The sequence below is a fragment of the Gammaproteobacteria bacterium genome (genome assembly GCA_013214945.1).
Taxonomy (GTDB): Bacteria; Pseudomonadota; Gammaproteobacteria; order Enterobacterales; family Psychrobiaceae; genus Psychrobium.
In genome coordinates this window covers 115889-131228 of sequence record JABSRT010000001.1, presented here as the reverse complement: position 1 = coordinate 131228, position 15340 = coordinate 115889, and the positions used below count along the sequence as shown (strand labels likewise).

Below are 15340 nucleotides of genomic sequence, written 5' to 3'. Positions count from 1 at the left end.
ATGAATAAAGTAAAACGTCAGAAAATTTTAGAAATTTTACGCGATGATAACCCGCACCCAGAAACCGAACTAAATTTTAGCTCGCCCTTTGAATTACTAGTAGCAGTAACACTCTCAGCCCAAGCGACGGATGTTAGTGTCAATAAAGCGACCGATAAGTTATTTCCGGTCGCCAATACCCCCCAAGCCATTGTCGATTTAGGGGTTGCTGGCCTATCTGATTACATAAAAACTATTGGTTTGTATAACTCAAAGGCTAAAAATGTCCATAAAGCCTGTCAAATGTTAGTCGACTTACACAATAGTGAAGTACCACAGAATCGTGAAGCGCTTGAAGCATTGCCCGGTGTCGGACGTAAAACCGCCAATGTCGTGCTTAACACCGCCTTTGGTTGGCCAACCATTGCGGTTGATACCCACATATTTCGCGTGTCGAATCGCACCAAGTTAGCTATGGGTAAAAATGTCGACCTAGTTGAACAGAAATTACTTAAAGTGATCCCCAAAGAGTTTATGGTCGATGTTCACCATTGGCTTATTTTACTCGGTCGCTATACCTGTATCGCGCGTAAACCCCGCTGTGGTTCGTGCCTTATTGAAGATCTGTGTGAGTTTAAAGACAAAACCGAATAACCCACAATTTTGCGGTGGCAAGCGTAACAGGCGGGCAGCAAAAATCGTTTTCAATTAATTGATCTCAAGATATCGCTGCTGCACTTTGTCACCAGCAATAAAAGAGTCAGCTTATAAACCTGACTCTTTTTTATTACGGTAAAGCTGCTGCTCAAACTGTTGAAATTAAGCACCAAGTACTTATGCTGGCTTAATTACAAAATGTTACGTTATGCTGATTGCTCGCTTGCGCTATAAACAACGCTTTGACTCACGCCCTTGCACTTGGCGTCAGCCAGCGCGATCTGAGCATTTTTAATCGCAGCAATAGCTGAACTGCTCGATTGCCAGTGATAACTGCAACCGATACTGACGGTGATTGTATCAACCTCTTCAAAAGAGCATGAGGCAATGTAACTGCAAATCTTTTTCGCGGTATTGTGGAGCTTTGCTTCATTGGTATCAGAAAAAATCAGCAAAAATTCATCGCCTGCCCACCGACCAAAAACATTATCGGGATTGGTGCCCTTTTTAAGTAACATTGCCAATCGTTTCAAAATATTATCACCGACTTGGTAGCCGTAGGTATCATTTAAATGTTTAAACTTATCGATATCGATGATCAAAACACCTAAGCCATGATCGTAATGTTTTACTACCTTGGTTTCTTGTTCAAGAATCTCGTTAATTTTGTGGCGATTAAAGACACCGGTTAAGTTATCGTATTGGGATGATTTCTCTAGGTATTCACGCTCTTTACTGAGGATTTGTTCGCGTACTTTTCCTTTCACTAATGCGTCGGAACGTTTACCTAGTTCAATATTTAACTGATTAAAGTTGTCGGTCAGTTTATCTATTTCATCGATACCAACCGAATCAAGCAAGATGAGATCGTCACTTTTTCCCAAATTGGCGGTATGGGTTGCGAGTTTTTCTATCGGCGTCGAAATTTTTCGCGATAATACCCGTGACTTTTTCACCAAATATAAAAAGAACAGCACATAAAAAACTAATATGACAATGATAGCGGCATAACCAATATCGGTGCTAAGCTTACGCAATGTTGTCATCGGCTGTAGCACTATGCTGCTATTAACAAGTGTTAGCATGCGCCAACCTGTTTCTGGAATAACCCCAACCTTTAAAATATAATTTTCGTTGTTAAATGTCAGTTCATAAGTACCACCATTATCGGTTAAGATCACATGAGCAAGCTTTTTCATCTCTGGGTTATTTGATTGTAGTATGCTGTATTCTTTAGGTTTATAGGTTGTTTCTTTAACTTTGACATACGGTTGTGTTGAGGTGATTTCTTTAATACCAAGTAACTGTTCTATTTCTTTGGTCATCGCTAAAATACCGCCTTCGCTGTCAACGACAAAAGAACTTGAGTCCCAGGGTAGCTCAATATTGAGGAAATCATCAACAATGGTTGAAATCGTGACATCAAGGCCAGTAACGCCTTCGAGCTTGTTGTTGTGATAAATAGGCGTCACGGCTGAAACCATCCAACCTAAACCATCGTTCTCGAGATAGGCCTTAGTCCAGACTGTTTTTCGCTCAGGGTTATGTTGTTGATCCGCTAAATAGTAAAAATTGTAATCCTTCAGCGCTACGTCAGCGCCAAATTGATTAGGTACATCGTCAATAAATGGATATATCCGTACCATATTGTCTTGAGTATTAAGATAGGCTTGCGTGACAATGCTATTAGTATCGACAATATTTTTAAGTAAAGGATCGAGTGTTTCAGTACACTTTGCTTTGCTTTTTTGCTCGGGGCCCAGCACCGTACTTTTAGCATAATAGAGACTGCCGCCGCCATTATTACGTAATTTGTAGTAAGCGCCATTTTTGTGAACCCCGTATTTCGCTTGGCCATTGGGCTGTTCGCACGATTTGTCTGATGAGAAAAACGTCTCATGATCTAATCGTAATAATTGGGTTAATTGCGAAATGCCGATAAGTTTTAAATTGATGTTGCTCACTTCTCGATCCACAATTTGCTCTAAACTGGTCACGGTTTCGGTATATAGGGCTTCTTTGTGCGCCTCTGACATGTACTGATTAATACCAAAATATAATAACAGTAATAATAATTCGATAAATAGAATTGGCGCCAGTGCACTAGAAAGGTAACTTTTATAGATCACACTTTGTAGGCGCAAGCTTTTGAACAAGGATGGTTCATCAGTCTTTGTCATCTTCTATAATTCCATTTATTTAGATGAGGGCTGCTAATTAAAAAGCTTAGTTAAAAACATAATAACGGTGCACAGTTAAATACAATGGTGCAAAATATCGCTTAAACAAGCAAGCACTATTTATGAGCGATTACGACTTAACTATCGGACTTAAAACTATATTAAGACGACTCTTAAAGAGAAGTTTTACTCTGTAAATAGCTTAACTCTGTCGGTTTAGTGTTAGTGAATTGGCAGTTGTCAAGATTGAGGCTCGGCTTAATCCAATGAGCATGCCCTAAGACAAAAGAAATAAGCACTCGTCATTAAAGTCAGCGCTCGCCGATTGAAAAATATCAACCGACTAATGTATCGAATAGAAAGTAATAGATATCTATCCTGCCTTAATGTCATCTATCACCAAATTAACCAAGAGTAACAATCTCTATTTTCGTAAAAATTGAACAAGAGTGGCCGACATGGCTTAACGGTGATATTAATTATTGGCTTTTTATTCAAGCGCTACAGCGAAACAATCCTCAGTTGTGGTTCGTACCTTATTGAAAAGCGGACTAATTTAAACAAAAGTTTTAAACAATTGAACAATCAAATTCCCAGATTAAAATCGTTGCGCAAAATGACTCTAATACAATGTTATTTATCACTATTTTATGAGACAATGCTAAATTCAACATAAGCTCAACTATCAACTCCATAGATTGTTGTTAGCACAGCTATAAGTACAGATTTTATTAATATCTTTGCTAAACCCATATCATAATAAGAACGGTTAACCCTTGATGTATTTTAATAAAAATAACCTTTGGATAGTCTTTTATTTAGTGGCTTTTTTCTGGCTACTTTCTTTTAGTGTCGCGCTAAGTTCGATCTATAAAAATACCTTTCGTGAAGTTATTATTGAGCAAGAAAATCTCACATCAATGACGGCAAATTCACTCACCGATTCTTTACACAAATATGAAGTGATATTAAACATATTTGGCGAGCTACTTGAAAACTGCCTACTTACCGATAAAGAACTTTCTCAAGCTAGAATCTATTCTTTCGTCAATTCGGACCCCTCTATTTTAGCGGTTGGTTTTTTTAAACCCGACGGCCGACTACTTTTAGGCTATCCACTCTCTGCATCATTGGTTCATCAACCGTTAAATCATATCGCCGAAACAAAAAGTACCTTTCAATACACGCTTGATTCGAAAGAAATGGTTATTGGCCGGACGTATTTTAACGATTATTTAGGGGAGCTTATAATTCCGGTAAGAAAATCCGTTAGAAATAAACAAGGAGAGGTGATTTTTGTTGTGTCTTTGGCAATTAGTTTAGAAAAAGGATTTAGCTACTTTATCGATAATATAGAGCAATCCCCGAGTCATAATAGCTATTTATACCGGGAAGTAGACCGATATCTTCAACTTGCCCCGATCAAAAAAATTAATGATAAGTCTATTTATAGCTATCAAATACCCGTAGCCGAAATCAATGATGCGATAAAAAAATTAGAGCTGACAACAGATATGTCGTATGACCAAATTAAAGCGTCAGGCAAAGTAATAACCCAAGAGGTAAAACGCTCGTCACAGCAATTACTTTCGACTAATTATTATCTGACACGCTATCAACTTTGGCTAACCACTGAAATTAGTAAAGATGTAATCGTTAATAACTTAATCAACAAGTCATTATTACTGTTTTTTGCTCATTTATTTTCGATAATTGTGATCTTTTTTCTGTTTCGAAAAGTCGCAACAGGTCACAAAAAACAATCCGATTTATTATTTTTTCAAGCGAGCCATGATTACCTGACTAATTTACACAACCGATTTTATTTAGACCAACAGATCAGTAATTTACCTCCAAACACTGCTTATCATCTAATCTATTTCGATATTGATAATTTTCAGAAAATAAATAACAATTTTAATTATAAAATCGGTGACAAGCTGCTGATCAAATCATCTAGGTTGCTAGAGTCATTTATCGCGGCGGATGATTTATTAATAAGAGCTTCCAGTGATAAATTCGTGATCGTTTCTTTTAGTCGAAACAAACAACAAGTCAATGAACTTGCTAAGAGAATACTCAATGGTTTCAACCATACTTTTAATGTTGAACAGTACAAAATTAAAATATCGGTCAATATCAGTATTGCTAGCAATGATTCCGGGTCCACAGAGCTGTTAACTCTCGAACAGGTCAAGAGAAATTCTGTGTTGGCGATGAAAGTAGCAAAGACACATAGTGAGCATCTTAGCTTTTTTGAAGATGAATTATTGGCGTCGTACCTTGAGCGCAATGAAATAGAGCTTCAGTTAAAAACAGCGCTAACCAACAATGAAATATACATGGTATATCAACCTCTTTTTGCTAAAAATGAACAACTCATTGGGGTTGAGGCGCTGATCCGTTGGAACAACTCAAAACTGGGTTTAGTGTCTCCTGAGACGTTTATCGCTATCGCTGAATCGACCCGTGAAATTTGTTCTTTAGGTGAGTTTATTTTACAAACGAGTATGCAAGAAATTAAACAGGTTATTGACTCAACCAACATTGAACTCGCTTTATCAATTAATATTTCAGTATGCCAGTTCCAACAAGAATATTTCTTTGAAGACCTTGAGCATTTTATCGATATTACTGACTTTAATCGATTACAGTTAAAACTTGAAGTTACAGAAAATGTCCTAATAGATGATATTGAAAATATTCGTAATTTGTTACTTAAAATTAAACACCAAGGGATCCAAATTTCTCTCGACGACTTCGGCACGGGTTATTCATCATTATCATTATTAAAAAACTTGCCGCTTGATGAACTAAAAATTGATAAAAGTTTTGTGATGGATATGTTGTCAGATCCTGATTCATATGCAATGGTCGAAGCTATTATCGCTATTGCAAAACAACGAGATTTAGCAATTGTCGCTGAGGGCGTTGAAACCCAAGAGATTGCTCACGCATTAGAAAACTTAGATTGTGACGTCTTTCAAGGCTATTTTTATGCTAAACCGCTACCCAAAAATGAACTAATTGACTTTATTAAACATAAAATGACAATTAATTAATAGCTGGGCCAATCCATCAAAAATAGTCCTTACACCGTAGCCTCTAGATTTTTTTGTTGATTTCACAATAATGAAATCAACTTCTTAGCCGATAAAATAAGCAACTGGCGATTGACAAAGTCCCTGATATGTTCTTAGATAATACTTACTTTGCAAGGGGTGAGATCTATGAGTAAACGTGTATTAGTTATTACAGACATAGAAAACGACGACATGCTGGCGCTAGAAAAGGCCCGTGATATCGCTTTACCCATGGCCGCAACCATGGAAATAATTAAATTTATTAATCACGATAACGTACCTCAGAGCCAGCTAGCACAACGAGCAGACCAAGAGCAGCAATCACTTTCAGTGACATTAGCTAAGGTTTTCGAATCTACTGCCGACATTACCAGCCAAGTTATTATTACCAACAATCTTGCTGATTGGGTGGTCAAATATTGCGAGCAACACAGTATTGATCTTGTCATAAAAGCAGGTCATCGTAGTGAGTCACTATTCCATACCCCCTGTGATTGGCAACTTATCCGACATTTAGCTTGCCCAATTTTAATCGCCAGTAATGTAAAATGGAAAACCAAGGCAAATATATTATTAGCCTTGAATTTATCGAGCAATGGCGCAAACCACCATCAACTAAATGGCTTAATTTTAGACTGGGGACAAACTTGGTCCCAAGTTACTCAAAGCCAATTACACGCAACCTATAGTATTCCCATTGCTAAACCATTACTTGAGTTTGACGTGGTAGACGCCTACTCTGTTGAACAAAAAAAAGCCCCCGCGGCCAAAGAAAAAATGCACAAATTATTGGCTGACTTTGATATGGAATCAATTAAAAGTCATATCTCAGCAGGACCACCAGACCGTACCATTCCCCACATGGCCAATCAATTACGCAGTAACCTTGTCATTATTGGCAGCGTCGGCCGCGCCGGTATTAGCAGTTGGTTGCTGGGCAATATTGCCGAAAAAGTGCTTCACCACTTACGAACCGATTGCTTAATCATCAAACGACCTCAAGATTAAAAGACTCAAACCAGCACGACGCAAACTAGAAAGTACAGCTAGCAGTAATTTGTTTTTGACCATGGACTAACGATTGAACCGCCTTTGCGGCAACCGGTTGTTCCATTGGTTGATCAAGGAGAATTATGCGTTACATATTGAGCTTATTGTTTTTGTTGATAGGATTTTGGTTGGTGAATTCTGGCTACTACACGGGTTTATTACTCGCATTAGGCTTGGGCTCTATTACCTTGGTCTTGCTAATTTGTCACCGTATGAACATCATTGATCATGAGTCCTGGCCGTTACAACTGCTTCCAAATATTTTTCCTTTTTATGGCTGGTTAATTAAAGAAATTGTGTTGGGCTGCATCGAAGTGCTCAAACTGATAGTGCAAGGGCCAAAATTAATCAGCCCTGAGGTTTTCTCGCTGAAATTAGATTTTAATGATGAAATCAGTAAGGTGATTTTTGCCAACTCAATCACCTTGGTGCCCGGTACCCTAACCCTTGAAATCAAAAATGACACGATTGTCGTTCATGCGTTAACTCGTAAACTCGCCGACGATTTGCGCAGTGGCGAACTGGCGAGTCGAGTCAAAAGATTAGAAAAGTCATGTTAGCTGCCGCGCTAATAGCCATTCTAGTCGTGATGTTGCTCGCTTTATGCCGCGCCTTTATCGGCCCGAGCCTTTATGACCGAATTTTGGCGGTGAATATGTTTGGGACCCAAACTGTTTTATTTATCGCGGTATTAGGTTTTTTCTTTGGCCGCCCTGATTTTCTCGATATCGCGCTGGTATACGCATTGCTAAACTTTATTAGCACCGTTGGCATCTTACGTTATGTTCAGCACAGTGTGGATAATCCACCGTGCTCACCAGACAAGGAAGGCTGATGACATTTATTATCAATAGCCTGAGTTTTGTGGCGATATTGTTAGGTGTCATTTGCATTGTTATTGCTGCTATTGGCAATTTTCGTTTACCTGATTTTTATACCAGGCTGCACGCGGCTGGCGTTGCAGATACCTTAGGCGTTGGCCTGATATTAGTGGGTTTAATGTTGCAAAGTGGCTGGGATACAAGCTTGAGCAAGTTATTTGTACTGCTCGTTTTTATTCTCATTAGCGGCCCAACAGTTAGTTATGCATTAGCCCACGCCGCAACTAAGGATAAGTTAAGCTCCAAAATTCCAAACGCTGACCATCAAGACTCAAACCTTGTAGACTCAAACCAAAAAAACTCTCAACATCAAACTTCTGCCGATGACATCGCAACAGATAAAACCAAAGGAGATCAATTATCGAATCATTAATTGATATCAGTTTATTGTGTTTGTTACTGCTCACTGTTTGCGGGATCACCCTAAGCTATGATTTGCTCGCCAGCGTGATGTTATTGAGTATTTATAGTTTGTTGTGCGCCAGTTTTTTCGTCCTGATGGACGCGGTTGATGTCGCTTTTACCGAAGCGGCGGTGGGCGTGGCCATTTCAACATTATTATTGCTGTCGACCTTATCGGTCACTGGCCGTTTTGAAAAAAAACAGCGCCAACAACCGAAACTTGCATTAGCTGTCGCGGCCTTTACCACTGGATTATTAATTTACGGCACCGTGCAAATGCCGCCATTTGGCGCAGCAAGTGCGCCGATTCATCAGCATGTCGCTTCGTATTATATTAATCAATCGTATGGCGATACAGGTATCGTCAACATCGTCACCAGTGTCTTGGCAAGCTACCGAGGTTACGATACCTTGGGTGAATTACTGGTGATTTTTAGCGCCGGCATTGGCGTGCTTGCTTTGTTAGGCAGCCGCATGATCAAAGATAAATCACCCGCTAACGAATCAATTGCTGGCACCATGAGTGAGCATCATATCTTACGGATTGTTGCAAAAGTGATTATCCCCTTTATTTTATTGTTTGCATTATATGTCCAGTTTCACGGTGATTTTGGTCCAGGTGGCGGCTTTCAGGCCGGGGTTATATTTGCGACCGCAATTATTCTCTATACCATGATCTTTGGCCTGCCCGCTGCCGTCAAACTAATCAGCATTGCCTGGCTTGAATTTTTGGCCGCGCTCGGTGTTTTATTCTATGGCAGCATTGGGCTGCTTTCACTATTAGCCGGACAAAATTTTCTTGATTATAAGGTGTTAGCACAAAACCCAATCGCTGGCCAACATCTGGGAATTTTCGCGGTCGAGCTGGGCATAGGCCTAACCGTTGCCTCGATTATCTTGTTAATTTTTATGTTATTTACCAGTCAAATCCCTAAATTAGGGGGCTATGATGAATATAAGTGATTCATTTAATTACTGGGTGGTGATGCTAGTGATGATGAACGGTTTATATATCGTGATCGCACAAGCTAACTTGGTCAAGAAAATCATTGGCCTGACTATTTTTCAAAGTGCCATTTTCATTTTCTTCATTAGCATGGCCAAAATAAACGGCGCAACCGCACCTATTTTGGATAAAAGCAGCAGCGCCGCAGCAACCTTGTACTCGAACCCATTACCTCATGTGTTAATGCTAACCGCCATCGTAGTGAGTATTTCGACCACTGCGCTGGCTCTTGCTTTAATTATCCGAATTAAGCAACGTTATGACACCATCGAAGAAGATGAAATCCAGGCTAAGGATCGTCAACAATGATCGCTCAGCTGCCGATTTTACAAGTTATTGTGCCGCTGATTGGCGCGCCGTTATGTCTGCTGATAAGTCGACCAACGCTGGCATGGCTGTTTGCGCTGTTGGCTAGTTTTACGTCCTTTGTGATATCGATGATGTTAGTCAACCAAGTCATGGACAGCGGCCCAATTAATTATGCACTTGGTGGTTGGAGCGCGCCTATCGGCATTGAGTATCGAATTGATTATCTCAACGCCTACCTATTATTAATCGTGTCAGGCATGAGCAGTATCATTTTGTTAGCCGCCAATACCAGTCTTAAGGCCGAATTGGCCACCCATAAACATCGATTGTTTTATGTCCTTTATTTGGTGTGCTTAACCGGAATGCTCGGCATCATTGCCACTGGCGACGCTTTTAATGTGTTTGTCTTTTTAGAAATAGCGGCGCTTTCAACCTACACCTTAATAGCCCTGGGCAAAAACCGACGCGCATTAACCGCGTCATTAACCTATTTATTAGTGGGTACTATTGGCGCGACCTTTATTTTGATCGGCATCGGTTTAATGTACATGTTAACGGGTACCTTAAACATGCATGATCTGGCGCTGCGACTGGCCGACGTATCCGATTCAACAACCTTAATCACTGCATTTTCATTTTTCACCGTCGGTGTTTGTTTAAAACTAGCGCTGTTTCCGCTGCATTGGTGGTTGCCCAATGCCTATGCGTTTGCTCCCTCGATAGTCAGTGCTTTTTTGGCCTCAACCGCCACTAAGGTTGCGATCTACATTTTATTGCGCTTTGTTTTTACCATTTTTGGCGTCAGCTTTTCCTTCACCGTATTACCGCTGCAAGATATCTTATTAACGCTTGGCTTAACCGGTATTTTCGCCGGCTCGATTGCTGCGATTTATCAACAAAATGTTAAGCATATTTTTGCTTACTCCAGTATTGCTCAAGTCGCTTATATGATGTTAGCACTGAGCATTAATAGTACCAGTGGTTTGACAGCAACTTTATTACACCTGTTTAACCATGCCTTAATTAAAGGCGCGCTGTTTCTCGCGTTAGCCAGTGTGATGTATCGGGTTGGCAGTGTGCAATTGTCGCAGTTTGCCGGACTAGGACAGCGCATGCCGTGGACGATGGCCGCTATCGTGATCGGGGGTTTAAGTTTAATTGGCCTGCCACTGACGGTCGGTTTTATTAGTAAATGGTATTTACTCAGTGCCACGCTTGAAAATGGATGGTGGCCAGTCGCGGTCCTCATCTTGTTCGGCTCACTATTAGCGGGCGTTTATGTTTGGCGCATTATTGTTATGGCCTACTTTACGCCACCAGCAACAGATATTAGCCAACTTAAAGAAGCTCCTATCAGCCTGTTAGTGCCAACGTGGATTCTGGTGCTGGCCAACCTCTATTTTGGGATTGATCCGAGCTTACCGCTTAATATCTCGACCTTAGCGGCCGAGTATTTAATGGAGATGTCGCCATGATCAGCGCAAGTGATAATTTAAGCTTGCAGCTGATTTTGATCTTGCCATTAATCGCTGCAGTGATGATTAGACTAGTTGCAAAGCACCCGAATATCCGCGAAGGGGTTTCGCTAATCGCTAGTTTTAGTCTGTTACTGTTAATTTATAACTTGGATCATAACGTCACGACTGATCCTGCGGCAGTCCTAGTATGGATTACCCTACTGCCCGGCTTAAGTTTAAGTTTTACCATTGAGCCGCTGGGACTTATCTTTGGCTTAATGGCCAGCTTTTTATGGTTTGTCACCAGTATTTATTCAATCGGTTATATGCGCCAGCATCATGAAGCGAACCAAAGCCGTTTTTATCAATTTTTTGCCATCGCGATGGCCGCAGTTATGGGCATTGCCTTCGCCGCTAATCTGTTTACCTTGTATATATTTTACGAGTTGTTGACCTTATCGACTTTTCCGTTGGTGGTTCATGCTGGCACCGAAAAAGCCAAACGTGGTGGCCGAATTTATTTAACCATTTTACTCGCAACATCAATTGTGTTTTTCTTGCTCGCGATGATAAATACTTGGCTCATTAGTGGCACATTAGACTTTACCACCGGCGGAATATTTACCACCCAGCTCGCGGCGAACCCTGCCCTTGCCACCACTATCTCAATATTACTGGCCTTATTTATTTTTGGCATCGCTAAAGCCGCTATTTTCCCTTTTCATCAGTGGTTGCCAGCAGCCATGGTCGCCCCAACACCCGCCAGCGCATTATTACACGCCGTTGCGGTAGTCAAAGGCGGTGTTTTCACCATTTTAAAAGTCTGTGTGTATATCTTTGGCACCGATACCCTACAACAACTTAGTTCGCACCAAGTCTTATTGTATGTAGGTGGTTTTTCGGTGTTATTTTCCGCCTTGGTTGCCATGCGCCAAGACAATCTCAAAAAGCGTCTCGCTTATTCGACTGTCAGCCAACTCGGTTATATCACCATTGGCGCATTACTGGCCAACAGCTCAGGCATCATTGGCGCCGCCATGCATATGGTTACTCATGCATTTGGCAAAATTACCTTGTTTTTTTGTGCCGGTGCAATCTTGGTGATGACCAACAAAACCAATATCAGCGAGTTGCGTGGCATCGGCCGACAAATGCCCATTACCATGGCTGCATTTTTTGTGGCAAGTTTATCGATTATCGGTTTGCCGCCAACCGCTGGCATGTGGAGTAAATGGTATCTCCTGCACGGTACAATTGAAGCGCAGCAATGGTTGTTGATGTCGGTATTAGGGTTGAGCTCAATATTGAACATATTTTATTTATTGCCAATCTCGGTTCGTGCTTTTTTCGACCCCGTTGGCGCTGCTCAGTTAAGTAAGCAGCCACTAAACAAGCCGTCGCTTGAAGCGCCGTTGCCAATATTAATTGCCATTGTTATCAGCGCATCCGCCTGCGTCATTTTATTTTTATTTCCACAATCACTGTATCAATTAGCGGCAAGTATTCCCGTCGCGGATAAATAGCCAGCAAACTCATTAGCTAAATCGATGTTTAATGTACTCACGGAGGGCACAAGATGACACAGAAAAAGCATTTGTTTGACGATCCTAAAAATGTGTCGCGGCTGATCCGCAGCCTAGCGGTGATGTGTGCCACCTTATTCGCTTTAGATTTTGTATTAGACCGCCACACCAGTCATCCGCTTGAAAGCGTGCCGGGCTTTTACGCGATTTACGGCTTTATTGGTTGTGTTGTTTTGGTCGTCGTAGCCAAAGGCATGCGTCATATCTTAATGCGCAGTGAAGATTACTACGATAACGATCTAGACAACAATCTAGACAGTAATTCGCAGAAGAATGGACAGGAGAATGCACTTAACACAGCAGCTAGCACTGATGATATTAGTGTCAGCTCTGATGCCAGCGCTCAAAGCGATAAATTAGCAACGACGGATAGGAGCAATAATGTCAGTCTTTAACCTGCCCCCTTTTGTACCGTTTTTAATCATTGCAGTATTAGTGCTGTTCTCTCGTGGCCGTCTAACCACCGTGTTGATGCTAGCTGCGCCGTTATGGGGAGCCTTGAATATATGGCAGGTGAGCTTACAACCTTTTGAACAAATTGGCTGGCAAGTTAATCTATTAGCACTAGATTTAGTGCCCTACCGCGTCGATAAACTCAGCTTGTTATTTGGTTATCTCTTTCATATTGCTGCACTTTTTGCGATCATTTATGCCTTGCACGTCCGTGATAAAGTTCAGCAGCTCTCAAGCTTAATATATACCGCCGCGGCCTTAGGCGCTGTCTTTGTCGGTGACTTGTTATCGCTGTTTATCTTTTGGGAGCTAATGGCACTGTCGTCAGTATTTCTGATCTGGGCACGGCGTAGCGAAAGGTCATTAACCAGTGGCTTTCGTTACCTGATTTACCAATGCCTGTCCGGTTTATTACTACTAATCGGCACGGCGTTTTATTGGCATCAACATGGTAGTGTCGCCTTCACCGAAATAGAGTTGCAAGGTGTCGGTGCCACCTTAATCTTTATTGCCTTTGGCATTAAATGCGGCTTCCCACTGCTGCATACCTGGCTAACTGATGCTTACCCAGAAGCAACGCCAACGGGCACCATCTTTTTAAGCGCCCTGACCACTAAAGTTGCTGTTTATGCGATGGCCAGAAGCTTTGCTGGCACCGAAAGTTTAGTCTATATCGGCGCGGTCATGACCTGCTTCCCGATATTTTATGCGGTGATTGAAAATGATTTACGCCGAGTGTTAGCGTACAGCCTGATCAACCAACTCGGTTTTATGGTAGTAGGTATTGGCATAGGCACTGAGCTAGCAATCAATGGGGCAATTTCACACGCCTTTAACGATGTGCTATTTAAAGGCTTACTGTTTATGTCGATGGGCGCAGTATTGCAAATGACAGGCAAGATTAACGGTTCTGATCTCGGCGCACTGTACAAAACAATGCCCAAAACTACCCTATTATGCTTAATTGGTGCGGCGTCAATCTCGGCCTTTCCGCTGTTTAACGGATTTATTAGTAAATCGATGGTCATGAGCGCGGCGTTAGCTCAAGGTTATGACGTTGTTTGGCTGATGCTGCTTTTTGCCTCAGCGGGGGTTTTCCATCATGCTGGTATTAAGATCCCTTATTTTGCCTTTTTTGGTCACGATAGCGGCCTGCGCGCCAGCGATCCACCAGCCAATATGCTAATTGGGATGAGCATTGCCGCGGCATTGTGCATAATCATTGGTGTCTACCCTAACTTATTGTACCAAATATTACCTTATAGCTCGGATTATAATCCCTATGATACTAGCCATATATTGGCTCAAACTCAGCTGTTGTGTTTCTCGGCACTGGCGTTTGTGTGGTTAAAGCTCAAAGGCATTTATCCGGCAGAATTACATTCAACCAATCTAGACAGTGATTGGTTATATCGGCGTTTATTACCCAACATTTGGGTGGGATTAATCAGCCAGGTAAGCACGGTTGACCAGCTAATTCGCCAGCATGGTGGCAACCTGTATCGTCAGCTGTTACTCAAGGTTGAACAATACCAGCAGTACCCTATTTTGATCCTCGCGAATCAGACCGTCGGCCAAATGACCTTATGGATTATTATTGTGCTGGCATGCTTTTTAGCCTTGAGCTTACTAGGCAGCTAATAGGTGTGACTCTATGATAAATATTGCACACTGGTGCAATCATTTGCATGCTGAATTGCCAGTGCTGAACTCCTAGTGATGATTTCCAAGCGCTGAATTCCCAGTGCTGATTAGTGCGCTGCTGGTTTCGCTACTGTACTGACAGCTTAATCTAGATTATGATCCGCACTTTCTATTGCATCGGCAAATAATATCAATTTTTCAGGGCGACAGCCCTTAGCAACCCCTTAGGATTTAGGTTATGAGATTACTTCACACCATGTTACGCGTTGGCAATTTGGAGCGCTCAATCGAGTTTTACACCTCATTAATGGGCATGGAGCTGCTGCGCACCTCAACCAACGAACAATACCGTTACACCCTTGCCTTTCTTGGTTATCAAGACGAAGCAACTGGTACTGTATTGGAACTAACCCACAATTGGGATACCAGCGATTATGATCACGGTAGTGCCTTTGGTCACTTAGCGATCGGCTGTGATGATATTTATCATTGCTGTGAGCAATTAAAGCTCGCTGGCGCAACCATTTGTCGCGAACCAGGACCCGTCAAAGGTGGTACCACAGTGATTGCTTTTGTTGAAGATCCTGACGGTTACAAAATCGAACTAATCGAAAATAAGGACAGTGGCCAAGGCCTAGGTTAAATAACCAGAGTAC

14 protein-coding genes are annotated in these 15340 nt (G+C 41.6%); 13 read left to right on the top strand and 1 reads right to left on the bottom strand.

All coding sequences use genetic code 11. The features are described from left to right. Positions 1-633, top strand: coding sequence for an endonuclease III (nth, locus tag HRU23_00615; protein ID NRA52632.1), 633 nt, complete (start codon positions 1-3; stop codon positions 631-633). 209 nt (positions 634-842) lie between these two features. On the opposite strand, the gene HRU23_00610 is transcribed toward nth, so the two are convergent. Then, the gene (locus HRU23_00610) at positions 843-2816 is read right to left on the bottom strand and encodes a diguanylate cyclase (GenBank protein NRA52631.1); all 1974 of its coding nucleotides are present in this window, start codon (positions 2814-2816) and stop codon (positions 843-845) included. Positions 2817-3595: 779 nt separating this feature from the next. Between HRU23_00610 and HRU23_00605 the strand changes: the two genes are divergently transcribed. The 12 genes from HRU23_00605 (at position 3596) to gloA (ending at position 15327) form a co-directional block, all read left to right on the top strand. Next, the gene (locus HRU23_00605) at positions 3596-5878 is read left to right on the top strand and encodes an EAL domain-containing protein (protein ID NRA52630.1); all 2283 of its coding nucleotides are present in this window, start codon (positions 3596-3598) and stop codon (positions 5876-5878) included. A gap of 168 nt (positions 5879-6046) precedes the next feature. Further along, positions 6047-6907: a universal stress protein gene (locus tag HRU23_00600; protein NRA52629.1), complete on the top strand. Its 861-nt coding sequence runs from the start codon at positions 6047-6049 to the stop codon at positions 6905-6907. A gap of 125 nt (positions 6908-7032) precedes the next feature. Then, positions 7033-7509 carry a Na+/H+ antiporter subunit E gene (locus HRU23_00595; GenBank protein ID NRA52628.1) on the top strand — a complete coding sequence of 159 codons (477 nt, stop codon included), beginning with the start codon at positions 7033-7035 and terminating at the stop codon, positions 7507-7509. Beyond that, on the top strand, positions 7503-7784 hold the full coding sequence (locus HRU23_00590) for a hypothetical protein (protein NRA52627.1): 282 nt from the start codon (positions 7503-7505) through the stop codon (positions 7782-7784). The genes HRU23_00595 and HRU23_00590 overlap by 7 nt, the downstream gene beginning before the upstream one ends. Next, entirely contained in the window at positions 7784-8203 is a 420-nt protein-coding gene (locus HRU23_00585) for a monovalent cation/H(+) antiporter subunit G (protein ID NRA52626.1), read from the top strand. Before HRU23_00590 ends, HRU23_00585 begins: the two co-directional genes overlap by 1 nt. Beyond that, on the top strand, positions 8191-9195 hold the full coding sequence (locus HRU23_00580; GenBank protein NRA52625.1) for a DUF4040 domain-containing protein: 1005 nt from the start codon (positions 8191-8193) through the stop codon (positions 9193-9195). Before HRU23_00585 ends, HRU23_00580 begins: the two co-directional genes overlap by 13 nt. Next, positions 9182-9547, top strand: coding sequence for a cation:proton antiporter subunit C (locus tag HRU23_00575; protein ID NRA52624.1), 366 nt, complete (start codon positions 9182-9184; stop codon positions 9545-9547). Before HRU23_00580 ends, HRU23_00575 begins: the two co-directional genes overlap by 14 nt. Beyond that, positions 9544-11022 (top strand): monovalent cation/H+ antiporter subunit D family protein, encoded by a 1479-nt coding sequence (locus HRU23_00570; GenBank protein NRA52623.1) that lies wholly within the window; start codon positions 9544-9546, stop codon positions 11020-11022. The genes HRU23_00575 and HRU23_00570 overlap by 4 nt, the downstream gene beginning before the upstream one ends. After that, the gene (locus tag HRU23_00565) at positions 11019-12527 is read left to right on the top strand and encodes a monovalent cation/H+ antiporter subunit D family protein (protein ID NRA52622.1); all 1509 of its coding nucleotides are present in this window, start codon (positions 11019-11021) and stop codon (positions 12525-12527) included. The genes HRU23_00570 and HRU23_00565 overlap by 4 nt, the downstream gene beginning before the upstream one ends. A 53-nt stretch (positions 12528-12580) precedes the next feature. Next, the gene (locus HRU23_00560; GenBank protein ID NRA52621.1) at positions 12581-12982 is read left to right on the top strand and encodes a hypothetical protein; all 402 of its coding nucleotides are present in this window, start codon (positions 12581-12583) and stop codon (positions 12980-12982) included. Further along, entirely contained in the window at positions 12969-14681 is a 1713-nt protein-coding gene (locus HRU23_00555) for a Na(+)/H(+) antiporter subunit D (GenBank protein NRA52620.1), read from the top strand. Before HRU23_00560 ends, HRU23_00555 begins: the two co-directional genes overlap by 14 nt. Positions 14682-14922: 241 nt before the next feature. Next, positions 14923-15327, top strand: coding sequence for a lactoylglutathione lyase (gene gloA / locus HRU23_00550; GenBank protein NRA52619.1), 405 nt, complete (start codon positions 14923-14925; stop codon positions 15325-15327). Positions 15328-15340: the final 13 nt, after the last annotated feature.

Coding starts and splice junctions, on each gene's coding strand:
- nth (NRA52632.1), top strand. CDS start 1: ATGAATAAAGTAAAACGTCAGAAAATTTTAGAAATTTTACGCGATGAT.
- HRU23_00610 (NRA52631.1), bottom strand. CDS start 2,816: ATGACAAAGACTGATGAACCATCCTTGTTCAAAAGCTTGCGCCTACAA.
- HRU23_00605 (NRA52630.1), top strand. CDS start 3,596: ATGTATTTTAATAAAAATAACCTTTGGATAGTCTTTTATTTAGTGGCT.
- HRU23_00600 (NRA52629.1), top strand. CDS start 6,047: ATGAGTAAACGTGTATTAGTTATTACAGACATAGAAAACGACGACATG.
- HRU23_00595 (NRA52628.1), top strand. CDS start 7,033: ATGCGTTACATATTGAGCTTATTGTTTTTGTTGATAGGATTTTGGTTG.
- HRU23_00590 (NRA52627.1), top strand. CDS start 7,503: ATGTTAGCTGCCGCGCTAATAGCCATTCTAGTCGTGATGTTGCTCGCT.
- HRU23_00585 (NRA52626.1), top strand. CDS start 7,784: ATGACATTTATTATCAATAGCCTGAGTTTTGTGGCGATATTGTTAGGT.
- HRU23_00575 (NRA52624.1), top strand. CDS start 9,182: ATGAATATAAGTGATTCATTTAATTACTGGGTGGTGATGCTAGTGATG.
- HRU23_00570 (NRA52623.1), top strand. CDS start 9,544: ATGATCGCTCAGCTGCCGATTTTACAAGTTATTGTGCCGCTGATTGGC.
- HRU23_00565 (NRA52622.1), top strand. CDS start 11,019: ATGATCAGCGCAAGTGATAATTTAAGCTTGCAGCTGATTTTGATCTTG.
- HRU23_00560 (NRA52621.1), top strand. CDS start 12,581: ATGACACAGAAAAAGCATTTGTTTGACGATCCTAAAAATGTGTCGCGG.
- HRU23_00555 (NRA52620.1), top strand. CDS start 12,969: ATGTCAGTCTTTAACCTGCCCCCTTTTGTACCGTTTTTAATCATTGCA.
- gloA (NRA52619.1), top strand. CDS start 14,923: ATGAGATTACTTCACACCATGTTACGCGTTGGCAATTTGGAGCGCTCA.